General features: G+C 61.6%; 30 protein-coding genes. 18 read left to right on the top strand and 12 right to left on the bottom strand.

The window, feature by feature from the left end; translation table 11 throughout:
• Positions 1 to 7: 7 nt before the first annotated feature.
• From GRI58_RS13265 to GRI58_RS13285, 5 genes are all read right to left on the bottom strand, one after another.
• Positions 8 to 631 carry a DedA family protein gene (locus GRI58_RS13265; RefSeq protein WP_160754084.1) on the bottom strand — a complete coding sequence of 208 codons (624 nt, stop codon included), beginning with the start codon at positions 629 to 631 and terminating at the stop codon, positions 8 to 10.
• Between the two features lie 75 nt (positions 632 to 706).
• Complete coding sequence (locus GRI58_RS13270) at positions 707 to 2,125, bottom strand: APC family permease (protein ID WP_160754085.1); 1,419 nt, start codon at positions 2,123 to 2,125, stop codon at positions 707 to 709.
• Positions 2,126 to 2,225: 100 nt separating this feature from the next.
• Positions 2,226 to 2,870: a guanylate kinase gene (gene gmk, locus GRI58_RS13275; protein ID WP_160754086.1), complete on the bottom strand. Its 645-nt coding sequence runs from the start codon at positions 2,868 to 2,870 to the stop codon at positions 2,226 to 2,228.
• Positions 2,871 to 2,910: 40 nt separating this feature from the next.
• The gene (locus GRI58_RS13280) at positions 2,911 to 3,321 is read right to left on the bottom strand and encodes a hypothetical protein (protein ID WP_160754087.1); all 411 of its coding nucleotides are present in this window, start codon (positions 3,319 to 3,321) and stop codon (positions 2,911 to 2,913) included.
• A gap of 40 nt (positions 3,322 to 3,361) precedes the next feature.
• The gene (locus GRI58_RS13285) at positions 3,362 to 3,865 is read right to left on the bottom strand and encodes an SspB family protein (protein ID WP_160754088.1); all 504 of its coding nucleotides are present in this window, start codon (positions 3,863 to 3,865) and stop codon (positions 3,362 to 3,364) included.
• An 83-nt stretch (positions 3,866 to 3,948) separates the two neighbouring features.
• Between GRI58_RS13285 and hisB the strand changes: the two genes are divergently transcribed.
• The 16 genes from hisB (at position 3,949) to GRI58_RS13365 (ending at position 13,855) form a co-directional block, all read left to right on the top strand.
• A complete protein-coding gene (hisB, locus tag GRI58_RS13290) occupies positions 3,949 to 4,542 on the top strand; it encodes an imidazoleglycerol-phosphate dehydratase HisB (RefSeq protein ID WP_160754089.1) in 594 nt (197 codons plus the stop codon).
• A 7-nt stretch (positions 4,543 to 4,549) separates the two neighbouring features.
• A complete protein-coding gene (locus tag GRI58_RS13295) occupies positions 4,550 to 4,837 on the top strand; it encodes a YciI family protein (RefSeq protein ID WP_160754090.1) in 288 nt (95 codons plus the stop codon).
• Between the two features lie 3 nt (positions 4,838 to 4,840).
• Complete coding sequence (hisH, locus tag GRI58_RS13300) at positions 4,841 to 5,467, top strand: imidazole glycerol phosphate synthase subunit HisH (RefSeq protein ID WP_160754091.1); 627 nt, start codon at positions 4,841 to 4,843, stop codon at positions 5,465 to 5,467.
• Entirely contained in the window at positions 5,464 to 6,192 is a 729-nt protein-coding gene (gene hisA, locus GRI58_RS13305) for a 1-(5-phosphoribosyl)-5-[(5-phosphoribosylamino)methylideneamino]imidazole-4-carboxamide isomerase (protein ID WP_160754092.1), read from the top strand. The genes hisH and hisA overlap by 4 nt, the downstream gene beginning before the upstream one ends.
• On the top strand, positions 6,189 to 6,404 hold the full coding sequence (locus GRI58_RS13310; RefSeq protein WP_160754093.1) for a hypothetical protein: 216 nt from the start codon (positions 6,189 to 6,191) through the stop codon (positions 6,402 to 6,404). The genes hisA and GRI58_RS13310 overlap by 4 nt, the downstream gene beginning before the upstream one ends.
• The gene (gene hisF, locus GRI58_RS13315) at positions 6,401 to 7,171 is read left to right on the top strand and encodes an imidazole glycerol phosphate synthase subunit HisF (protein ID WP_160754094.1); all 771 of its coding nucleotides are present in this window, start codon (positions 6,401 to 6,403) and stop codon (positions 7,169 to 7,171) included. Before GRI58_RS13310 ends, hisF begins: the two co-directional genes overlap by 4 nt.
• Positions 7,172 to 7,190: 19 nt before the next feature.
• Entirely contained in the window at positions 7,191 to 7,502 is a 312-nt protein-coding gene (locus tag GRI58_RS13320) for a phosphoribosyl-ATP diphosphatase (protein ID WP_160754095.1), read from the top strand.
• Between the two features lie 4 nt (positions 7,503 to 7,506).
• Positions 7,507 to 7,884, top strand: a complete 378-nt coding sequence (locus GRI58_RS13325) for a histidine triad nucleotide-binding protein (RefSeq protein ID WP_160754096.1) — start codon at positions 7,507 to 7,509, stop codon at positions 7,882 to 7,884.
• 90 nt (positions 7,885 to 7,974) lie between these two features.
• A complete protein-coding gene (locus GRI58_RS13330) occupies positions 7,975 to 8,442 on the top strand; it encodes a YbgC/FadM family acyl-CoA thioesterase (protein WP_160754097.1) in 468 nt (155 codons plus the stop codon).
• Positions 8,439 to 9,149 (top strand): protein TolQ, encoded by a 711-nt coding sequence (gene tolQ / locus GRI58_RS13335; protein ID WP_160754098.1) that lies wholly within the window; start codon positions 8,439 to 8,441, stop codon positions 9,147 to 9,149. Before GRI58_RS13330 ends, tolQ begins: the two co-directional genes overlap by 4 nt.
• Before the next feature lies 1 nt (position 9,150).
• The gene (locus tag GRI58_RS13340; RefSeq protein ID WP_160754099.1) at positions 9,151 to 9,597 is read left to right on the top strand and encodes an ExbD/TolR family protein; all 447 of its coding nucleotides are present in this window, start codon (positions 9,151 to 9,153) and stop codon (positions 9,595 to 9,597) included.
• 4 nt (positions 9,598 to 9,601) lie between these two features.
• Positions 9,602 to 10,381: an energy transducer TonB gene (locus GRI58_RS13345; RefSeq protein WP_237452312.1), complete on the top strand. Its 780-nt coding sequence runs from the start codon at positions 9,602 to 9,604 to the stop codon at positions 10,379 to 10,381.
• Positions 10,378 to 11,778: a Tol-Pal system beta propeller repeat protein TolB gene (gene tolB / locus GRI58_RS13350; protein WP_160754100.1), complete on the top strand. Its 1,401-nt coding sequence runs from the start codon at positions 10,378 to 10,380 to the stop codon at positions 11,776 to 11,778. The genes GRI58_RS13345 and tolB overlap by 4 nt, the downstream gene beginning before the upstream one ends.
• A 64-nt stretch (positions 11,779 to 11,842) precedes the next feature.
• Positions 11,843 to 12,361: a peptidoglycan-associated lipoprotein Pal gene (gene pal, locus GRI58_RS13355; protein ID WP_160754133.1), complete on the top strand. Its 519-nt coding sequence runs from the start codon at positions 11,843 to 11,845 to the stop codon at positions 12,359 to 12,361.
• A 133-nt stretch (positions 12,362 to 12,494) separates the two neighbouring features.
• On the top strand, positions 12,495 to 13,028 hold the full coding sequence (locus tag GRI58_RS13360; RefSeq protein WP_160754101.1) for a J domain-containing protein: 534 nt from the start codon (positions 12,495 to 12,497) through the stop codon (positions 13,026 to 13,028).
• A gap of 86 nt (positions 13,029 to 13,114) precedes the next feature.
• A complete protein-coding gene (locus tag GRI58_RS13365; RefSeq protein WP_160754102.1) occupies positions 13,115 to 13,855 on the top strand; it encodes a SpoIIAA family protein in 741 nt (246 codons plus the stop codon).
• Here the strand turns inward: GRI58_RS13365 and GRI58_RS13370 are convergent.
• Positions 13,852 to 14,550 (bottom strand): ATP-grasp domain-containing protein, encoded by a 699-nt coding sequence (locus GRI58_RS13370; RefSeq protein ID WP_160754103.1) that lies wholly within the window; start codon positions 14,548 to 14,550, stop codon positions 13,852 to 13,854. The genes GRI58_RS13365 and GRI58_RS13370 overlap by 4 nt on opposite strands.
• Between GRI58_RS13370 and GRI58_RS13375 the strand changes: the two genes are divergently transcribed.
• Positions 14,549 to 14,704 (top strand): hypothetical protein, encoded by a 156-nt coding sequence (locus GRI58_RS13375; RefSeq protein WP_160754104.1) that lies wholly within the window; start codon positions 14,549 to 14,551, stop codon positions 14,702 to 14,704. The genes GRI58_RS13370 and GRI58_RS13375 overlap by 2 nt on opposite strands.
• 40 nt (positions 14,705 to 14,744) lie before the next feature.
• Here the strand turns inward: GRI58_RS13375 and GRI58_RS13380 are convergent, their stop codons facing one another.
• The 6 genes from GRI58_RS13380 to pdeM form a co-directional block, all read right to left on the bottom strand.
• Positions 14,745 to 16,052: a cystathionine gamma-synthase family protein gene (locus tag GRI58_RS13380; protein ID WP_160754105.1), complete on the bottom strand. Its 1,308-nt coding sequence runs from the start codon at positions 16,050 to 16,052 to the stop codon at positions 14,745 to 14,747.
• Between the two features lie 307 nt (positions 16,053 to 16,359).
• The gene (locus GRI58_RS13385; protein WP_160754106.1) at positions 16,360 to 17,769 is read right to left on the bottom strand and encodes an SLC13 family permease; all 1,410 of its coding nucleotides are present in this window, start codon (positions 17,767 to 17,769) and stop codon (positions 16,360 to 16,362) included.
• Positions 17,770 to 17,841: 72 nt separating this feature from the next.
• On the bottom strand, positions 17,842 to 18,783 hold the full coding sequence (locus tag GRI58_RS13390) for a cation diffusion facilitator family transporter (RefSeq protein ID WP_160754107.1): 942 nt from the start codon (positions 18,781 to 18,783) through the stop codon (positions 17,842 to 17,844).
• Positions 18,780 to 19,229: a hypothetical protein gene (locus GRI58_RS13395; protein ID WP_160754108.1), complete on the bottom strand. Its 450-nt coding sequence runs from the start codon at positions 19,227 to 19,229 to the stop codon at positions 18,780 to 18,782. Before GRI58_RS13395 ends, GRI58_RS13390 begins: the two co-directional genes overlap by 4 nt.
• 247 nt (positions 19,230 to 19,476) lie before the next feature.
• A complete protein-coding gene (gene infC / locus GRI58_RS13400; protein WP_202386978.1) occupies positions 19,477 to 19,995 on the bottom strand; it encodes a translation initiation factor IF-3 in 519 nt (172 codons plus the stop codon).
• A 141-nt stretch (positions 19,996 to 20,136) separates the two neighbouring features.
• On the bottom strand, positions 20,137 to 20,829 hold the full coding sequence (gene pdeM / locus GRI58_RS13405; protein ID WP_160754109.1) for a ligase-associated DNA damage response endonuclease PdeM: 693 nt from the start codon (positions 20,827 to 20,829) through the stop codon (positions 20,137 to 20,139).
• Between the two features lie 46 nt (positions 20,830 to 20,875).
• Between pdeM and hemF the strand changes: the two genes are divergently transcribed.
• Entirely contained in the window at positions 20,876 to 21,733 is an 858-nt protein-coding gene (hemF, locus tag GRI58_RS13410; protein ID WP_160754110.1) for an oxygen-dependent coproporphyrinogen oxidase, read from the top strand.
• The last annotated feature ends 20 nt before the right edge of the window (positions 21,734 to 21,753 follow it).

Here is a 21,753-nt window from a genome sequence, read left to right on the forward strand (position 1 = left end):
GCTGGAGTCACGATTTGGCGTGACGCCTGACATAAATGAAGCGGCCAATCATGCCGATTAGCAGTATGGCGATTGCATAATCGGCATAGTGGAAGATCGTGGCAAGTTGGCCGCCCGAGTTCCATCGGTCGCCCAGCTTCATGCCGATGTATGTCAGCAGCAGACACCAGGGCCATGAACCGATGAATGTGTAGAGATGGAATTTCAGCTTGGGCATCCGGGCAATGCCGGCCGGCAAAGCGATGAAGGTGCGGATCACCGGTAGCATCCGTCCGATCAGCACCGCCGCCGTTCCGAATTTTTCAAAGAACCGTTCTGCCTTGTCTATATCGTGGCGGTTGATCAGCACGTAGCGGCCCCACCTTTCGATTGCACTGCGCCCGCCGTGTTCTCCCACGGCGTAAGCTATGGCTGAGCCGACATTGCAACCCAATGCGCCAACCGTCGCGGCAATCAACAGGTTCATCTTGCCCTGCGCGACGAGGAAGCCGGCGAAGGGCAGGATGATCTCTGATGGCAACGGGATGCAAGCCGATTCCACCGCCATCAGCCCGAGCAGGCCGAGATAGCCGGTGGCATTCAGCACGCCCACGATCAACCCAGCCAATGTTCCCGATATTGAGGAACTCATACGTTGCTATGTTCGGCTGGCATGGACGGACAGCGTGTGAACCCAGACGATTGTTCCTGAAATCTAACGATGAGGCTATTTGGTCGTTGCCATCGCGTCGATATCGGCCGGTCCGGTCATTTGCCAGCCACCGGGGCGGCGCATCAGTACCCAGCGATAATAGCAATAGGACAAGAGCCATATCCCGCCGCACACGAACAGCGATTTGCGTCCCGTATCGGGGTCGAGCCACAGCACCACGATTTCGCCGATGACGATGATTATCCCGATGAGGGGAATCAGCGGGAACAGCGGGCTTTTGTAGTCATGCGTGCCCGTACGCCCGCTGCGCCGCCCGGCGAACACGCCCCAGACATAGAAGAATGTCATAATCGTATACCCGCCCGACAGCAGCAGGATCTCGAACGACATCGGCAGCCAGGTTGCCGCGGCGGTCGTCACCCCGAGGAACAGCAGTGCGACCCACGGCGCGTCGCTCTTGCGGGTCAGCCTGGTCAAGGCGTGGTTGATCGGCGGGGCGAACAGCTTGGTGCGACCCATCGCAAACACATTGCGCCCGATTCCGACAAATCCGGCAAGGCACGCGTTGAAGATCGCGATCGCGATCGAAAGCGATACCATCCGCAGCACGAAGCTGGGAAGATAGGCTCCGAGGAACACCTCGAAAGGCGACGTGCTCGCCAGCACTGCCTTGAGGTTGTGCGAGCCGAGGATGATCCCGACGATCGGCGCGGTTTCCGATACGATCGTCAGCGCCAACGCGATCATGATGATCCGCCCGATGGTGCGCGGGTTCTTCATATCCTCGCTGAACAAAAGCGCCTGCGAAGCGCCCGCCAAAGCCCAGCTGGCGTTGTTGACGGCGATCCCGACCACACCGATGCCGGCTGCGATCCACAGCCCGCCGTGCATGTGCATCGGCGACAGGATCAGGTGCCACGCGCCCGGCTGGGCATGCCAGGCGCCTATCCCGGCGATCAGGAACAGCGCGGAAAATTCGATCAGCATGAATACGCCGGTGATCTTTTCGTTGGCTCGAATGTTGAGCATCGACAGCGACGTGACCACCGCCACCGTGATCAGTGTGATTTCATTGGCGCTAAGCGGGAAACCGAAAGGCTGAAGGTAGATCGCAATCCCCTTGGCTGACGTGTTGAGAAACAGCGGGATCGTCGAAATGCTGGCGATATAGCTGGTCGCCCCGGCCCAGTCGCCGATCGCATGGCCGATCGCGGCATAATCATACCCGGCGGTTGGATAGGCTGCGCCCAGTTCGGCCGACATCGATGTCTGGCAAAAACACACCACGCTGCCGATCAGGAAGGCCAGCACCACGCCGGTACCTGCATCCTGCACGATGGCAGTGCCGCTGACGAGGACCGAGACGCCCGGCGACAGTACCGATAGCGTGAGGATGATGACCCCGAACCCCGACAATGTGCGTGTGAACTGTCGGGGGGCTGAAGCTGCGCGTTCTTGCGTCTCGGCGACCATACGTTGTGTTGTCCTTGTGATGCGGCGCGAACGCCGGATGGTCCCCCTCACAAAGGCTAATGGTTTGGTCGGCTCTCCCGGAGCATTATTCGCTGTGTTGTCACCCCATCAACTCGCGTACGAAGGGAATGAGGCCGGTCTGGCGCTGGCGCTTCATGCGCTCGGCCTGAAGGATTTCGCGGACCTTGGCGAAGCACGCATCGACATCGTCGTTGATGACGACATAGTCGTAGGCGTCCCAGTGGCTGATTTCTGCCCTCGCGCGCTCCATGCGGCTTTCGATCACTTCGATGCTGTCGGTCTGGCGAGCTTCCAGCCTCCGGCGCAATTCCGGCAGGCTTGGCGGAAGGATGAATACCCGCACAACGTCCTGCTGATCTTTCTGGTAAAGCTGCTGGGTGCCCTGCCAGTCGATATCGAACAGGAAGTCCTGCCCGTCCTTGAGCGCGGCACGGATACGCCCTTTGGGCGTGCCATAGCGATAGCCGAAAACGGGTGCCCATTCGTAGAAGTCGTCCTCTTCTACCAGCCTGTCGAACTCGTCATCGTCGACGAAATGGTAATGCACCCCTTCCACTTCGCCGGGGCGAGGCGGGCGGGTCGTGACCGAAACGGACAGCTTGAGCTCGTCATCGGCGTCCAACAGCATTCGAGAGATGGTCGTTTTACCGGCGCCCGAGGGCGAGGACAGGATAAACATGACGCCGCGCCGGGCCAGCGTGTCTGGGTGGGAGATGATGGCCATGTGCGCCTGTCGGCAAAACCGCGGCGCAAATCAAGGGGTGTTACTCGCCTTTGGCCTGATCGAGCAGCGCCTTGTCCCCGTCGCGCCGCGCTTTGCGCTTGCCCTTGCGCCGATCATAGAGCGTCTTAACAATTGCCCCGCCGCCAATAATGATCGCGCCAGGCAAATTCCGGGTCGCGACCTTGGCGAGCGCGAAGGACATCAGCGATTTACCAAGGGACTTGTTCTGAATCATCGCCCGCGCGGTGTCACGGCCATAGCGTCCGCGCAGGAAACCCTTTTCGACCGAACGGCGCAAAATGTATGAACCGGCGCGGATTGTGACGTCCGCCAGCATGATATTGGTCGCAGGATCTTCGGATGGGCCGGGCACTTCCTTGCGAGGGGCCGGCGTCACCTTGCGCAGCTTGTCTACAGCTTTTGCGCCATATTTCGTTACGTGCTTGGCCATTACTCCCCCTGACAAGGCGCGCAGATCGGGGGCTGAGCGCCTATTTCTTGCGGCCGAAATCGACCGTGACGACATTCGAGCCGTCCTCGTTCTTTTCAACGCCTTGCGCATCGTGGCGTTCCGATTCGTCGTTTTCCGGATTTTCGGTCGGTGTGGGTTCCATGTCCGCGACGGTCGCCTGGAACTGGAGACCGAAATCCACCGCCGGATCGACGAACTGGGTAATCGCTGCATAGGGAATGAACAGATTGGCCGGAATCTGGTTGAAGCTCAGCCCGACGCTAAAATGGTCTTCCTCCACCTTCAGGTCCCAGAACTTGTTCTGGAGCACGATCGTCATCTCGTCCGGAAACCGCTCGATCAGCGAGCGCGGGATGGAAACGCCCGGAGCGTGGGTCTTGAAGGTAATATAGAAATGGTGGTTGCCAGGCAGTTCGCTGCCGGTTTCCTCGATTTCGCGCAGGACGCGGCCAACCACCGCGCGCAGTGCCTCCTGCACGATGGCGTCATAAGGTATCAGGCTATCAGGCGTAGTGTCGCTCATGAGCCGCTAGGTGGCCCGCTCAATCGGCGCGGTCAAGCGAGAATGCTTGCGCAATTCACCCTGGCGGTTGTAGCGCGGCACCCATGCGAAGCGGACGGATAGAGCGCACAACTGCGGAAACGGCGATTGTCGTCGAGGTCGATCTCGACGGGACGGGCCAGTACCGAGTTTCCACCGGTATCGGTTTCCTCGATCATATGGTCGAACAATTCTCGCGCCATTCGCTGATCGATGTAACGATGACGGTCGATGGCGATCTGCATGTCGATCAGCATCATACGACAGAGGACAGCGCTCTCACACTGGGGCAGGCGATCGCCCAGGCGCTCGGCGACAAGGGCGGGATTGCGCGTTACGGCACCGCCTATTCCCCGATGGATGAAACGCTGGCGCGTGTGGCGCTTGATATTTCGGGCCGCCCCTATCTGGTGTGGCGGGCCGGCTTCACGCAGGAAAAGCTGGGCGAGTGGGACACCGAACTGATCGAACACTGGTTCCATTCGGTCGCTCAGACCGCCGGGCTGACGCTGCATTGCGAGCTACTCTACGGTCAGAACAACCACCATATCTGCGAAGCACTGTACAAGGGGTTCGCCCGCGCAATGCGCCAGGCGGTCGAAATCGACCCGCGCAAAGGCGGCGCAGTGCCAAGCACCAAGGGACAGCTCGGAGGCTGATCGAGGCATGTTCGTTTTTTCATTGCATTACCTTGCTCCACTCGACGAAATCGACGCGCTTCTACCTGCGCATCGCGAATGGCTAGCGGCGCAGCACGAAGCGGGGTATTTCTTCGCCTGGGGGCGCAAGGTCCCGCGCGAGGGCGGGATGATCTTCGCCAATGCTTCGAGTCGGGATGAGGCGGAAAGGCTCGCGAACAGCGATCCCTTCGTCGTCGCGGGGGTCGCGTGCAGCGAGGTGATCGAATTCGACCCCGCCTTCGTGGCGGCCGGCCTCGAACAATTGCGCGGGTAGGTGATGGCGGAAACGCTGGCCCTGATCGACTACGGCGCGGGCAATCTCCATTCGGTGGAGAACGCGCTGCGCAAGGCCGGTGCCTCGGTCATCGTCACCTGCAAACCGGAGGTGATCCGCGCGGCGGACCGGATCGTCCTGCCGGGTGTCGGTTCGTTCAAGGCGTGTGCCGAAGGGCTGCACGCGGTCAGCGGTGCGGTCGAGGCGATGCGCGAGCGGGTGTTCGTTGGCGGCGCACCCTTTCTCGGCATTTGCGTCGGGATGCAATTGCTCGCCGATCGCGGGCTTGAGCATGGCGAGACGTCGGGGCTCGGCTGGATCGGCGGAACGGTGCGGCTGATCGAGCCGACCGACCGCACGGTGAAAGTGCCGCATATGGGCTGGAACGATGTCGCGCTAGTGCCCCATGCGCGCAACCACCCGGTGATCGAGGAAGGTGAGGCCTATTTCCTCCACTCCTATCACTTCAAGCCGCGATATCATGAAGATGTGCTGGCGATGACCGACCATGGCGGTGGGCTGGTCGCGGCGATCGGGCGCGACAATATGCTTGGCGTGCAATATCATCCCGAGAAGAGCCAGACGTTTGGGCTGGCTCTGCTTGAACGGTTTCTGGAGTGGAAACCATGATCGTTTTCCCAGCCATTGACCTCAAGCAAGGCAAGGTCGTGCGCCTTGCCGAAGGCGATATGGACCGTGCGACGATTTATGGTGAAGACCCGGCGGCGCAGGCGATGATTTTTGCCGAGGCCGGGTCGCAGCACCTGCACGTGGTTGACCTTGACGGTTCCTTCGCGGGCCGGGCCGAGAACCGCGAGGCGGTCGAGGCAATTATCGATGCCTTTCCGGGCTATGTGCAACTCGGCGGCGGTATCCGCACGCGCGAGGCCGTGGAAGGCTGGTTCGACCTTGGCGTGGCGCGGATCGTGATGGGCTCGGCGGCGCTGAAAGACCCGCAATTCGTGCGCGACATGGCGCGCGAGTTCGAAGGCGGGATCGTGGTCGCGGTGGACGCGCGCGACGGGATGGTCGCGACCGAAGGCTGGGCCGAGGTCAGCGATGTGCCGGTGCATGACCTTGCCCGGCGGTTCGAGGATGCAGGCGTCGCATCGCTGCTGTTTACCGACATCGGGCGCGACGGGATGCTCAAGGGCGTGAATATCGACGCGACGCTCGACCTCGCCCGACGCGTCGATATCCCGGTGATCGCCAGCGGCGGGGTGAAGGGGCTCGACGACATTCATATCCTCGCGTTGCACGCACGCGAGGGGATTGAGGGCGTGATTACAGGACGTGCGCTGTATGATGGACGGCTGGATCTTGGCGCGGCGCTGGCGATGGCGGGGCGGGCATGACCGATATGTGGATTCTGACGTTTCTGGTGCCGGTTTTCGGTGCAATTGCTGCTAAAAACTTCGCAAATGGACGGGCGAGCCTTATTTACAGCGACTATATTAAGCAGGAGAACTCGCGGGCATTTTGGATAGCTAGTATTATCAATTTCCTAGCCTTCTCTTATGGTATGTATCTTGTGGTTCAGTTTTTGATTAAAAGATTTTGGGCATGACCGTCCGCATTCGCGTCATCCCGTGTCTGGACGTTGCCGACGGGCGCGTGGTCAAGGGGGTCAATTTTGTCGATCTGATCGACGCAGGCGATCCGGTGGAGCAGGCGCGGGCCTATGACCGTGCCGGGGCGGACGAGCTGTGCTTTCTCGACATTTCCGCCAGTCACGAGGGGCGCGGGACGCTGCTCGACATCGTCCGGCGCACCGCGGAAGTCTGCTTCATGCCGCTGACCGTGGGCGGTGGGGTGCGCAGCGTCGAAGATGCGCGCGCATTGCTCCTCGCCGGCGCGGACAAGATCGCGGTCAATTCTGCCGCTGTCGCGCGGCCCGAACTGGTGGGCGAAATTGCCGACCGCTTCGGCAGCCAATGCGTTGTCGCCAGTGTCGATGCGCGCGCATCGACCAGCGGGGAGATGCGCGGCTGGGAAGTCTTTACCCACGGCGGGCGCAATCCCACCGGGATCGATGCGGTCGCCCATGCCGTGCGGCTGGCGGAACTGGGCGCGGGCGAATTGCTTGTCACCTCGATGGACGCCGACGGGACCAAGGACGGCTACGACCTCGAACTTACCCGCGCGATCGCCGATGCGGTGAGCGTGCCGGTGATCGCCAGCGGCGGGGTTGGCTCGCTCGAACATCTGGTGGCGGGCGTCACGCAGGGCCATGCCGACGCCGTGCTCGCCGCTTCGATCTTCCATTTCGGCCAGCATTCGATAGCCGAAGCCCACGCCGCGCTGCGCGAGGCGGGCCTTCCCGCGCGCGTCTGAGCCGGTTACAGGGGCGCCGATGGATACACTCACCCGCCTCGAAGCTACGGTGCGCCAGCGCCTCTCTGCCGATCCTTCGTCGAGCTATGTCGCGCAATTGAACGCGCGCGGCCTGCCGGTCATGGCCCGCAAGCTGGGCGAAGAAGCAGTCGAAACGGTGATCGCCGCACTTTCGGGCAGCGAAGAGGAGCTGGTGGGTGAAGCCGCCGATGTTTTGTTCCACCTCACCGTCCTGCTCGCCGCTAAAGGCGTCACGCTCGAGCGCGTCATGGCCGAGCTGGAACGGCGCGAGGGCACATCGGGGCTGGAAGAAAAAGCGCAGAGGAGCTGAACTCATGCCGATCGATCCAACCCAGCGTTATGACCCGGACAATATCTTTGCAAAGATCCTGCGTGGGGAGATCCCCTGCACCAAGGTCTACGAGGATGATTGGGCTCTGGCCTTCGAGGATATCAATCCGCAGGCAGCGGTGCACACGTTGGTTATCCCCAAAGGCGCGTATGTCAGCTGGGACGATTTCTCCGCGCGCGCCTCGGATGCGGAAATCGGCGGATTCGTGCGTGCTGTGGGCGAGGTTGCGCGGGCGAAGGGTCTGGTCGAGCCAGGGTATCGCCTGCTCGCCAATGTCGGCGAGCATGGTGGGCAGGAAGTGGCCCATCTGCACGTCCACATCTTCGGCGGTCAGCCGCTGGGGCCGATGATCGCGCGCTGAGCTGTTTTTTTCCGTTCATCGCTGCGAGGAATCGCCTCGTCCGTGCCCCCTAGGCAACGCGTTAGCTGTCATTTAGATCAGCGCCCGTTCATGACCCAACCGCGACCTCTCCTGCAACCACAAGGCGGCCTGATCGAAGGCTCCCGCCACTTCTTTGCGGTGCGCGCATATTACGAGGACACGGACCTGTCGGGGATCGTCTATCACGCCAATTACCTGCGCTGGTTCGAGCGTGCCCGCTCCGACCTCGTGCGGATGATCGGGGTCGACCAGCGCGCCGCGATCGAAGCGGGCGAGGGCGCCTTCGCGGTTGCCGGGATGGAGTTGGAATTCCGTCGTCCGGCACGTTTGGACGACGACATCGTTATCGAAACGCTCTGCACCGATATACGAGCGGCATCATGCAGGATGCATCAGTTCGCCCGGCGCGGGGACGAATTGCTGGTCGAGGCGCGGCTTCGCGTCGGTTTTATCGATCCGGCAGGGCGTCCGCGCCGGATGTCCGCCACCTGGCACAAGGCCTTTTCTGAGTTCATGGGAGTCAGCAAAACCACATGAGTGATCTCGTCCTTCTGGCCGCGACCGCAGCCGCAGAGGCACCGACCCGGCTCAACCCGGTGCGCCTGTTTCTCGATGCGGATATCGTCGTAAAACTTGTGATGCTGGGCCTGTTGCTTGCCTCGCTGTGGACCTGGACGATCATCGTCGGCTTCTGGCTGCGCATGGGTCGGCTCGGGTCGAAAACCCGCGCTTACGAAGAGGAGTTCTGGCAGGCGGACAATTTCGACCGCTTCATGTCCGAACGCGGACGCGCCGACCTGCCGCCCGCGCGCGTTGCCAATGCCGGGGTCACCGAATGGCGCCGGTCGACCAAGGATGGGGTCAAGGACCGAGAGGGCGCGCGCCAGCGCGTCGCCACGGCTATGGACAGCCAGGTCGCAAACGAAGCGGACGAGCTTGCCGACCGCCTCAACTTTCTCGCCACGGTCGGGTCGGTCGCGCCTTTCGTCGGCCTGTTCGGCACCGTCTGGGGGATCATGAACAGCTTCTTCCAGATCGGCAGTCAGGCAAGTTCCTCGCTGTCGGTCGTCGCTCCGGGCATTTCCGAGGCATTGTTCGCCACGGCGATCGGCCTGTTCGCGGCCATTCCGGCCGTCATCGCCTACAACCGCTTCAGCCATCGGGTAAACCGCTACGAAGGCCGCCTGCAACGCTTCGCAGACCGGCTTCATGCGGGGCTCAGTCGCCAGTTGGAGACGCGCTGAGATGGCGATGGGTCTGGCATCGTCGGGCGGCGGACGGCGCGGGCGGCGTTCGCGCCGCGCGCCGATGGCGGAGATCAACGTCACTCCGCTGGTCGACGTGATGCTGGTGCTGCTGATCATCTTCATGGTCACGGCGCCGCTTATGACCGCTGCGGTGCCGATCGACCTGCCCGACAGCCGCGCAAACCCGCTCGACAGCGAAAACCAGGCGGTGACGATCAGCATCGATGGGCAGGGTGCAGTCTTCATCGACGAGCGCCCAGTGCCGCAGGGCGGGCTGGAAAGCGCACTGGCAACGCTGCCGCGTGCGGGCAAAGGGCCGGACATCACCCTGCGCGCCGACCGCAGCCTTCCCTATGAGCGGGTGATGCAGGTGATGGGAGAGCTGAACCGCGCCGGTCTCAACCGCATTTCGCTGGTCACCAACGGTTCATCGGCGGCTCCATAGCTCCATGGCGATGGCTTTGGCACATCTGCGCAGGGAAGAACGGATCGGGCTGGGGGTGGCGGTTGCGCTGCACCTCGGCATCGTCGCCGCGTTCCTGATCCAGTCGCGCCACCGGGCCGAGATCGAGCCGGTCCAGCGCATGACGGTGAGCCTGGTCGACAATGTCGCGATGAGCGCCAGCGCGCCGCAGCCGGTGCCCGAGAGCCGTGCCGCGATTGCTCCTGAACTTTCGCCGGAGACAAATCCCGCACCTCAAATCGAGCCCAAGCCTGCAGAGGTCAGCAAGCCTCAGGATAAGCCCGTGCCGCAGCCGCGCCCGCAACCTCCCGCGGCGAAGGAAAAGCCCAAGCCCGCCCCGCCGCAGCCCAAGAAGAAGCAGGGCGGATCGCTCTTGGGCGACAATTTTCTCGCTGGTCTTGGCTCCAGCACCAAGACCGATGAAACGCGCGCTGCGGCGAGTGAGGCGGGGCCGGGCGTGTCGGCATCCTTGCGTCAAGCAGTCGCCCGCCAAATCAAACCGCATTGGACGCCGCCTGATGGTCCCGATATCGACAAGGTTACTAGCTATATCCGCTTTCAGTTGAACAAGGACGGCAGCCTTGCAGGTCGTCCGCAATTGGTTCGCCAAACGGGCGTTACCCCAATCAATCGCACTCAGGCAGGGCGCCACGCTGAACTAGCCATCCGCGCTGTCCAACTTGCCGCGCCGTTCAACCTGCCTGATAAATATTACGACGTGTGGAAGACAGTGACATTCAGTTTCGACTATAGGTTGGCCCAATGAAATATATCATCTCCGCTACCGCGCTCCTCGTTGCGATTACGCCGCTTGCCGCGCAGAATCAGGACCTCGGCCAGAAGCCGCCGCAAACCGATACGGTCCAGAGCGATGGCCAGACCGATCAGGCCGATCAAGGCCTGACCGGCAGCGTCTCCTATGAAGGCAAGTTGGACGATCTGGGCATCGCCATTCCTGGCTTTGCGACGGACGCAAATGTTCCCACTCCGGCCAACGCGCAGGGGACCGCCGCGCTGGGCAAGGAACTGGCGCGAGTCATCACGTCCGATCTGAAGAACAACGGGCTGTTCAAGCCGACCGGGCCGGACAGCCTGCCACAGCCCAGCTATGGCGAGATCACCTCGCCCAACTGGGCCACCTGGTCCAACCGCGGCGCGGATATGCTGGTCGAAGGCTACGTCCGAGCGCGCAGCGACGGCAATCTCATCGTCGGTTGCTATCTCTACGACATGGGCCTCAAGACCCAGCTCGAACGCAAGGGCTGGATCGTACCGCCGCAGGACTGGCGCCGCGCAGCGCACAAATGCTCAGATATGGTCTATTCGCGCCTGTCCGGCGAAAGCCCGTTCTTCGACAGCAAGATCGCCTATATCGCCGAGACCGGACCCAAGAACCATCGGATCAAGCGGCTCGCGATCATGGATTCCGATGGCGCCAACGTGCGTTTCATTACTACCGGTCGCGCAACCGCGCTGACCCCGCGCTATTCGCCCGATTACCGCGAGCTGGTGTACCTGTCCTATATCGACGGCAATCCGCGCATCTATGTCTACAATGTCGGGACGGGAACTCAGCGGCTGATCACCAAAAGCCACAATCCGACCTTCGCGCCGCGCTGGAGCCCGGACGGCAAGTGGATAATCTATTCCATGGCGATCGGCGGAAACACCGACATATATCGCGTCAGCGCGCAGGGAGGGCCTAGCACGCGACTGACCGATACGCCGGGGATCGACATCGCCGGGTCTTATTCCCCCGACGGCAAGCAGATCGTGTTCGAAAGCGATCGTTCCGGCGCGCAGCAATGCTATGTCATGAACGCCGATGGATCGAACCAGCACCGCATCAGCTTCTTTTCCGGCCGCTGCGCAACGCCCGAGTGGAGCCCGCGGGGCGACCAGATCGCTTTCACCCATATCGTAGGCGATTTCCATATCGCTGTGATGACGCCGAGTGGGCGCGACATGCACGACCTCACGCGAGGCTGGCAGGACGAAGGACCGACCTGGGCTCCCAACGGCCGGATCATCCAGTTCTTCCGCACTGCGCGGGGCAGCGGTGACGCGCATATCTGGCAGGTCGATCTGACCGGCAAGAACTTGCGCGAGATCAAGACGCCGGTCGACGCGTCCGATCCCGCCTGGGGACCGATTCTGCCATAAGTGAATTAGTAGGGCAGGGTTGCCCGGAACTGCGATCTGTAATTCCGCCTAAGGAGGATGAATGATGAAAATGCGTTTTGCCGCCACTGCACTTGCCGTGAGCACGCTGGCCCTTGCTTCCTGCGCCAAGAAGGCTCCACAGGAACTGCCGCCACCGCCTGAGCAGCCCGCTACAGAAACTCCCACGCCGCCGCCTCCGCCATCCGGTCCGGCTGTGGGCACACAAGAGCATTTCGATAACGCCATCGGGCTCGACAACACTGTGGTCTATTTCGACACCGACAAGTCGGACATCGACAGCACCGATGCCGCCAAGCTCAAATTGCAGGCAGCCTATTTCCAGCAGCACCCGAACCTCAACTTCACCATCGAGGGCAATTGCGACGAGCGCGGTACGCGTGAGTACAACCTCGCGTTGGGCGAGCGCCGTGCGAATGCTGCGAAAAATTATCTTGTCAGCTTGGGCATCTCGCCAGACCGCATCCGCACGGTCAGCTATGGCAAGGAACGCCCGGTGGCGCTTGGCTCCACTCCCGAAGATTGGGCAAAGAACCGCCGCGACGCGACCGTCATAATCAACTAACTTGAAAACTGTGCCACCGGTTCGGGGATTCCCGGACCGGTCGGCGGTATTGACTGTCCAACCGCTGCAACGCGCCTTGCACTGTTGACCTGCCATCCTACTTTGTTGCCAGTGACCGCTTCGATTCGTCCTCATGCCTAAACCGCGACGCTCAAACGACTGGGGTTTCCCTCGCTGGCGGGGCTACGGGTCTGCGCGTGAGGCGACAACGGTCCGCCTGTGCGATCGGCACGGTTGCGATGAGCCCGGCGATTGCCCCGCACCCAAGGCACCCAACAGCCCGGACCGGTGGTATTTCTGCCAGAAGCATGCCGCAGAATATAATTCGAAGTGGGATTATTTCGAAGGTCTCGACAAGGCTGAGAAAGAAGCCCGCGCCAAAAGTGAACGTGCCGAAAATGCCGGGTATGCTGAGGCACAGCATTATGGCTGGACTGGATCGGGAGACGGCTCGCGTTCCGCAGACGAGATGCGCGCACTCGAACTGCTGGGACTGGAGGCAGATGCCGATTTTGTCGCAGTGAAGAAGGCATGGCGCGAGAAAGCCAAGGAAGTCCACCCTGATGTGAAGCCGGGCGATGAAGATGCGGCACGCCAGTTCCAGTCTTTCAGCGTCGCCTATGAAGTGCTCAAGCAAGCCGAGGAGCGGCGCGAATGGCGCGGCTGATCTGAAGCGTCCAAATTGATCTGGCGCAAGGAAGCGCATTTCACGTCTGCTAGTCTTCAAGAATACAGACACAGCGGAGACCGGCCATGATTACGGTAAATTTCCCTAATCCCAATCTTGCGGTGATTCGCCCACAAGGAGCCCTCGATGTCGCGGATTTTCAGCGCCTAACGGATGCGATCAACGGCCACATCAACAGCCACGACATCGTTCCCCATCTACTGATCCATCCGCAGGGCATCCCTCATTGGGCGAGCCTCGCTGCGCTTCAGCGTCACCTCGATTTCATCCGGGCGCATCAGAAAGTAATCGGCAAGATCGCCCTTGTTGGTGATATCGGATTGCTTGAAATGCTACCGCCGCTGGTCGACCGGTTCGTATCGGCCAAGGTTCGGCATTTCCCGGAGGACAAATACGACATGGCCATCGCTTGGCTGGGCAAGCAGGGCGACGACCCCGGAGAGTTCGCCCTGCTGCCGGGAGAATGGCCGGACGATGTCATCGCCTTGAAGATCAAGGGTATCATCACCGCCGATGACTATCGAGAGACCTTGGTGCCTCTAATTGAGAAGAAACTCGAACGTCACGACAAGCTCAAAGTACTGGTGATGATGGATGGCGACTACATCTCTTACACCGCCGATGCGGCGCTGAGTGATATGCGTCTTGGTTTGGACCACTGGAAGAGCTTCAGGCGAATGGCGCTGGTGACCGATATCGGCTGGATGCGGCTCGCGACACGTATGTTCGCGCCGCTTCTACCAGGCGAGATGCGTATCTTCGCGCTGGCAGAACTGGATGAAGCGAAGGAGTGGATCAAGCATTAGAGGCGTCGGAGGATAGCGCGCGCTATCCTTTCGCCGAATTCTGGACCTTGTTCGGGATAAAGGTAGGGTTCGACCAATTCCGCTTCCATCACGGCCAGCCGCTCATCGCTCAGGCGAACCATGTCGATGCGGGCATAAAGCAAGTCGGTGGCGGGCATGGAGGCGAGCACGTCTTGCGCTTGGGCAAGGTCGGTCGGAGAGGGCATGAACGCTTCCTCCCTGCCACCGAACAGTGACTGGATGCGATAATCGCCAGTCGCCGGTCGTTTGCGTACGCCATGCGAGAAAGCGCCATCGATGAAGATGAAGCTGTATTCGCCGTCCTCGACGATGGCAGGAAGGAATGGCTGAATCATCGCCGCGCGGCCCATGCACCAATCTGCATCCGGCGGCACGGCATGTGTGAAACTGTGCTGGCCGAGCGCACCCGCACCAATTTGGCGTTTGACCACCACGCGTTCGCATTCGAAATGCTCCATTGCACCGAGCACAACTTCACGGTCTGGATTATCGTGCCACAGTGTCGGAACTATCGCAGCATCTGCTTCGGCAAGCTGCTTGAGGTAGCGTTTGTCGATGTTCCAACGAACCATCTGCGGCGCATTGCAGACGATGATCCCGCGCCCGTCGAGCTCATTCAGCCGGGTCAGGAACTCCGCAGCGCGATCCTGATAATCCCAGGGCGTTCCAAGCATGACCAGTGCCAGCCCGTCAAACGTTTCGAGCGGTGCGCGCCAGTCGATTTCGACCAGCTCCAGCCCGGCATCCGCGAAGGCCGGGCGCAGCGCGGCGACTTCGAGATCGTGCTCGAAGGCATCGCCGCGCCGCTTCCCCGTCCCGCCCGCATGAGCGGGCAGCGTTTCGGCACAGGCAAGGAAGCCGATCCGTGTCAGACCTGCTCCAGCGCCTGCTCGAAGTCGGCGATCAGGTCGTCGGCATCCTCGATCCCGATGCTGATCCGCACCAGATTGTCCGAAATGCCCAGTTCCCCGCGGCGGCCTTCGGGCACGGAGAGGTGGGTCATGCTTGCCGGGTGGCTCGCAAGCGTCTCTGTTCCGCCCAGGCTTACCGCAAGCTTGGCGATCTTGAGGCTATCGAGGAAGCGGAAGCATTCCGCCTCGCCGCCCTTCAGCAGCAATGAGAAGGTCGAACCTGCACCAAGGCAATGCCGGTCATAAATGTCCTGCTGGCGTGCATCCTTGATCATGCCAAGGTAGCCGAGGCCTTCAACCTTGGGATGCTTGGACAGGTAATCGCACACTTTGGCGGCGTTCTCGCCCGCGCGCTGCATCCGCAGCTCCACGGTTTCCAATGAACGCATCAGCATCCATGCGGTGTTGGGATCGCAGATACCGCCCATGGTATTGCGAAGCGCCCGCACCGGGTCCATCCACTTCTTTGCCCCGGCAATGCTGCCCGCCACGAGGTCCGAGTGACCGCCGACGTATTTGGTCAGCGAATAGACCACGATGTCCGCGCCCTGATCGAGCGGGCGCTGCCAAAGCGGGCCGAGGAAAGTGTTGTCGATCGCGATCGGGCAGTCGAGACCGGCTGCGTCGCGCGCATCGCGTACCGCCTCGACGTCGACCAGCGCGTTGGTAGGATTGCCCGGACTTTCGAGATAGACCATGCAGACCTTGCCGTCCTGATCGCTCGCCTGCTGCTTGGCCTTGGCCAGTATTTCGTCGAGCTTTTCACGGGTCGCACCGGCAGGAAAGTCGACATAGGTCACGCCGAATTTCGCCAGAACCTTGGCGACGAAACCTTCCGATGCAGCGTAGAGCGGCCCGGAGTGGACGATCACATCGCCCTGGCTTGCATAGGCCAGCATCAGCACGCAGATCGCGGTCATTCCGCTGGAGAAACTCAGCGCATCTTCCGCGCCGTCCCAGATCGACAGGCGATCCTCGAGGATTTCCTGATTGGGTGCGTTGAAGCGCGAATAGACGAGGCCATCGGCGCCGCCGGGGCGCTTGCCCGTGATGCCTTCGAAATGGCGCTTGCCGTCCGCCGCGCTGGGGAAGGCGAAAGTGCTTGTGAGGAAGATCGGCGGCTTGAGGCTGCCTTCCGACAGAACCGGATCATAGCCGTGACCCATCATCAGAGTGGCTGGCTTCAACTCGCGTCCGCCGATGGTCTTGGGCTCGGCATGGGGTGTCTTGCGGGGAGTGGTGGGATCGATTTCGTGAGCGGCCATGGCGGCTGCATCCTTCCTGTGAACAACGCCCCCAGGAAGGCGGGGGCTGGTCTGGCGGGGCCGGGGCACCCGTTCCTAACCTCCGCAGGAACGCTTCTCCGCCGGGCAGCGCGATTACAGCCGCGAATATATCCGGCGCGCGTTGGATTCAAGCATGCGCGATCCGACAACATGGAACACATGGAACACAGTCCTGGCCAGAAAAAACCGCCCGGTCGCGAACGGCCCGGATTCGAGAGGGTCGGGAGCACAAGGCACAGGAGCATGTTGTCGCGCTAGGCCGGATAGTGCGGGTAGGAAACGACGGTCAGCTTACTGAATGGATCGCCCAGACCACACCTACCAGCAGGAATGCACCTACAATATCGAGTCCGATTCCGGCGCGCACCATGCGCGACACTTTGATGCGCCCGGTGGAATAGGCAATTGCGTTTGGCCCGGTCCCGGCGGGCAGCATGAAGCCCCAGCTTGACGCGAGCGCGGCAGGCATCGCCAGCAGCAGCGGATCGATCCTGAGCGCAACGGCAAGGCTGGCAATTACTGGCACCACCGCGCTGGCTGTGGCGACATTGCTTGCGAATTCGGTGATGACGATAATCATCGCCACCACGGCTAGCGCCAGCACCACGAGGGGCAGGTTGGCGAGCGGCAGGAGAATCTGTCCCAACCAATCGGCAAGGCCGCTGCTTTGCATACCTGCTGCCAGAGCCAGACCACCGCCGAACATCATGATGATCCCCCAGGGCGCACGATCGGCTTCTTCCCACACCAGCATCGGCCGTCCAGTGCCGTCGGGCAGCAGAAACAGCGCGATCCCCGCAGCGATGGCAATGGTGCCATCGGTCAGAGATCCTGCCGGTAGCAGCGGAGCCAGCAGCGGCTGCGCCATCCATGCGAGAAAGGTAATCGCTATCAGCGGCACCAGCCTCCGCTCGGGCACGTTCCACTCGGCATGGGTGTCGATGGCCTTGCGGGCTGCCGCTAAGTCGAACGGGTGAGCTGCAACCTGCTGGACCCGCGCCACGATCAGTGCGGCGAGTGGTACGCCAAGGATCACAACCGGCAGTCCGTAAAGCGCCCATTGCGCGAAAGTCACCCGATCACCGGTGAGCTTTTCAAGGATTCCCACCGCAATCGCATTGGTAGGTGTACCGACCAGAGTGCCGAGCCCGCCAATGCTGGCGGCAAAAGCGATTCCCATCGGCAGTGCAGCGGCCAGCCCACGTTGGTCGTCGTCGCCCGATCCGCCGCCGCGCAGCACCGCCAGCGCCATAGGCATCATGATCAGTGCGGTCGAAGTGTTGGAGATCAGCATCGACAGGATCGCGGCGGTGACCATGAAGGCGAACAGCACACCGCTTTGCCCGGTGTTGGTGCCCACAGTGCGCAGAAGTCCGACAGCCAGCCGCCGATGCAGGCCGGTGCGCTCGATCGCCAAGGCGATGAAGGCCCCCCCCAGGATCAGGAACAGGATTGGCGAATAATAGGCACTGGCCGTCGCTTTGGCGTCCATCACACCAGCGAAAGGCAAGGCCAGAAAGGGCATTAGCGCGGTAGCGGTAAGCGGCAATGCCTCGGTCATCCACCATGCCGCCATCAACACGACCAATCCGGCGGTGACCATGCCGCCGCGTGGCAAACCCTGCGGTAAGGGCAGAAAAACACTCGCAAGCAAGGCGATAATGCCCACGATCAGCCCGATCCGTCTTGCGTTCATGACTCTGTGCAAGCCTCCCCCAAGCCTGTCCCTGTGCCCGTGCTAGCAAGCAAAGCGGCTTGCGGTAAAGCTTCAGCCTGCTGCAGGGTCAGGCGCCCCGCCGCCCACCGGGCGAAGATAGATGCGGTCGATGGTCGGGAAGGTGGCTCGCAGCCGGGTTTCGAGCGAGCCGATCAACCGTTCCATCTCAACGACCCGCAAGTTGTTGGCGTAATTGACATCGACGATCACCACCACGTGCCGCGGGGCGAGATGGATTGTCATCACATCTTCTACCGCAACCACACCCTGAGCGGTTATGACCTCACTGCGAATAGCTTTGACCACTTTGGGATCCGCGCTCTCGCCGATCAGCAGACCCTTCGCTTCGCGCAGCAGCGTGATCGCTACGAAAGCGAGTAGGGCGGCAATGCCAAGCGAGGCGATGCCGTCCCAGACCGCATTGCCTGTCGCCAATTCCAGGCCAATACCGAGCGCGGCCACCAGCACGCCCGATACCGCCGCCGAATCTTCCAGCAGAACGACCAGTGTGGTGGTGTCCTTAGTATCCCGGATGCCTTGCCAGAAACTGTCGCCCGCGTTGCGCTGTGCGTTGAACGAGCGATAGGCGGCGCGCAGAGACCAGCCTTCCAGAGCAAAAGCGACAGCGAGCACTCCGAAGGCGATAATCGGCTGGCGCGTCGGTTCGGGGTGATTGATGTGGACCACGCCCTCGTAGGCGGAAAAGCCTGCCCCGAGGCCGAATATCAGCATGGCGACGACGACCGACCAGAAATAGAGCTCGCGCTGGTACCCCATCGGGTGCAGCGCGTCGGGTGGCTTCGCGGCGCGCTTCTCGCCGTACCAGAGCAGCAGCTGGTTGCAGCTGTCGATGAGCGAATGGACGCCCTCGGTCAGCATCGCCGAGCTGCCGGTCATGGCAGCGGCGATCAGCTTGGCCGCGGCGATGCCGAGATTGGCAATCAGCGCACGCAGGATCACCCCTGTGCTTTCAGGCTTTGCGGTGTCGCTCAATGGGTCCAGTCGAGTTTGAGTTGCTCGATATGCCAGTGCAATTGGTAGGGCGTGGCCCCAGGCACGTCATTGACGCGGCGGACGGTAATCGGCCCTTCGATCCGAACCGGGCGACCGCCCGTATCCTTGGCGGTAATGGTCGCCTGGCTGGTGTAGTAGGACGAGCCTGCCGCGCCTTCCATCTGCCCGCCCGGTACAGCCACGCTGATGTGATCGAGTCCGGTGAAAATCTTGTTGAAATCAGCCTTGCTCATACGCTGTTTCGCTGCTGGGTCGAGCATGTTCCAGGCCTGGTCGAATTCTTTCAGCTCGATCGCCCGAGCAAACGAGACCAGAACATTGCGCGCACCCTTGACCGTTCGCTCCGCTTCCGGTGTCAGCGGAGCGGGGGTCAGATCGGGATAGCCATCGTTGACGCCATCGGGGCTGGCGACCGGCGAGATCATGGGTACAATTTTCGAAGACGGAACTTCGGCGGTGTCGACACTCCCTGTCGAGCCCGCAGCCGCAGTGCTCGGGCTGGCGGTGGCAGAAGGGGTCGGGGTTGCGGTCTTTTGATGGCGCCCCGGTGCGCTGCACGAGCACACAGCCAAGGCGGTCGCACCAGCGAACATCATTAGGATCGGGTGTCGAGTCATGCCCCCTAAACCGGGGAAGCGCCTAGCGCGTTCCCCGGATCGGGATGATCGCGACTTATTTGGGTGACAGCACCATCAGCATCTGGCGCCCTTCGAGGCGCGGGAACGCTTCGACCTTGGCGACTTCTGCAACATCTTCCTGAACCCGCTTGAGCAAGTCCATTCCGAGTTGCTGGTGTGCCATCTCGCGTCCACGGAAGCGCAGGGTGACCTTCACCTTGTCGCCATTCTCGATGAACTTGTTCATGCTGCGCATCTTCACATCGTAATCGTGATCGTCGATGTTAGGACGCATCTTGATTTCCTTGATGTCCTGCGTCTTTTGTGTCTTGCGCGCCGCATTGGCCTTTTTCTGGGCTTCGTAGCGGTACTTGCCGACATCGAGGAACTTGCACACCGGCGGATCGGCATTGGGCGAAACTTCGACGAGGTTGAGGCCGAGATCGGCAGCCTGCTCGATTGCTTCGCGGGTGTACATCACGCCCAGATTTTCCCCCTCGTGATCGATCACGCGGACTTTGGGCGACTGGATGAATTGGTCGAAGCGCGGGCCGCTCTTGACTGGCGGCTGCAGCGAACGACGGGGTGGACGGGCTATGGGGCTTTCTCCTGTAGTTGATTTTCGTAGATTCAAAGCGAGCAGATAGGCATTGTTCCCCGTAAACGGAAGGGGGAACACGCAATCAGGGGCACAAAAGGCGCTGGCTTGTGGCCTTCAGGCCGCGTCTCGCCAAAGCGGGAAGGTGGCAATACGTTGTCCGGTGGCGACCACCGCGTCGATGGCACGAGCTGGTTGCAACGCTTCGAGGATCGCGGGATCGGCAGCGTTCATACCGCCGGTAAAGGCGCCGAACGCAGGCAGAATCATCCGTCCCCCGCGCTCGCCATCGCTCCCGATCACCCCGCAAGGCCGCTTGATCCGCCGTTTCTGGACCGACAGACTGAGCTTGGGATGGAAATGCCCCGACAGTTCGGGCCGGGTTTCGCCAGGGCGGGCCTGGTGGCGCAGGATCATGCCGCCCAGTTCCAGTTCCTCCGCCAAAGTGCCGCCGCAGCGGGCTTCCATTGTCGCATCGTGATTGCCAGTAATCCAGATCCAGTCGAAGGCCTTGGTCAGCGCCGCGAGCATTCCGCGCGCCTCGGGCTCCATCCGTTCGATACCGCGCGAATCGTGAAAATTGTCGCCCAGCGTAATGACCCGGCGAGCACCGGTAGCGCGCAGAGCAACGGCAAGGCGCTGGAGTGTTTCGCGGCTGTCATACGGGGGGATCATCTGCCCATGCTGCGCGAAATAGCTCGCCTTCTCGAGGTGGAGATCGGCCACCAGCAGGGCGTTCTCGTCCGGCCAGAACAGCGCGCCGCTCTGGGTGAGGTGCCATTGCCGGTTTGCGAACGAAAGGGGAACCATGCCTATGCTCTTGCCGTAGCCGACCGCGCTTGGCAAGGGGAATGACATGACCGGACGGAGCAAGAAGACCGAACAGGCGCAACAGTGGTTCGAGGCTTTGCGCGACCGTATTTGCGCCGCATTCGAGGCAATCGAGCATGAGGCAGGTTCGGATGCGCGCTTCAACTACACGCCATGGTCGCGCGAGGAGCAGGGCAACGACAATCCCGGTGGCGGCACGCGCGGGCTGATGAAGGGCCATGTGTTCGAGAAGGTCGGGGTCAACGTATCCACCGTCCATGGCAATTTCGCTCCCGATTTCGCCGCCTCGATCAACGGTGCAAGTGCCGAGAATCCGGGATTTACCGCCACGGGGATCAGCCTTGTTGCGCATATGGCCAACCCGCATGTCCCGGCAGTCCACATGAACACGCGCTTCCTGGTGACGGGCAAGGCGTGGTTCGGTGGCGGGGCGGATCTCAACCCGCCGATCCCCTATGCCGAGGACACCGAGCAATTCCACGCGCGCTTGCGCGCTGCCTGCGCCGCGCACAACCCGACCTATTACGAACGCTTCAGCAAATGGGCGGAGGAGTATTTCTACATCCCCCATCGCGGCGTACATCGCGGGGTCGGGGGCATCTTCTACGATCACCTCGAATGCCCCGATGAAGCTGCTTTCGAGCGCAATTTCGCCTTCACCCGCGATGTGGGAGAAGCATTCCTCGACGCGTTTCCCGCAATCGTGCGCCGCCGGATGAACGCGGAGTGGTCCCAGGCTGACAAGCGCGAGCAGCTTGAATGGCGCGGTCGATATGCCGAATTCAACCTGGTCTACGACCGCGGCACGCTGTTTGGTCTGAAGACCGGCGGGAACGTCGATGCCATTCTCATGAGCTTACCGCCCGAGGCAGCATGGGACTAATCGACGTGAGGGCGCTTTTT

It is taken from the genome of Qipengyuania algicida (genome assembly GCF_009828025.1).
Lineage (GTDB): Bacteria > Pseudomonadota > Alphaproteobacteria > Sphingomonadales > Sphingomonadaceae > Qipengyuania > Qipengyuania algicida.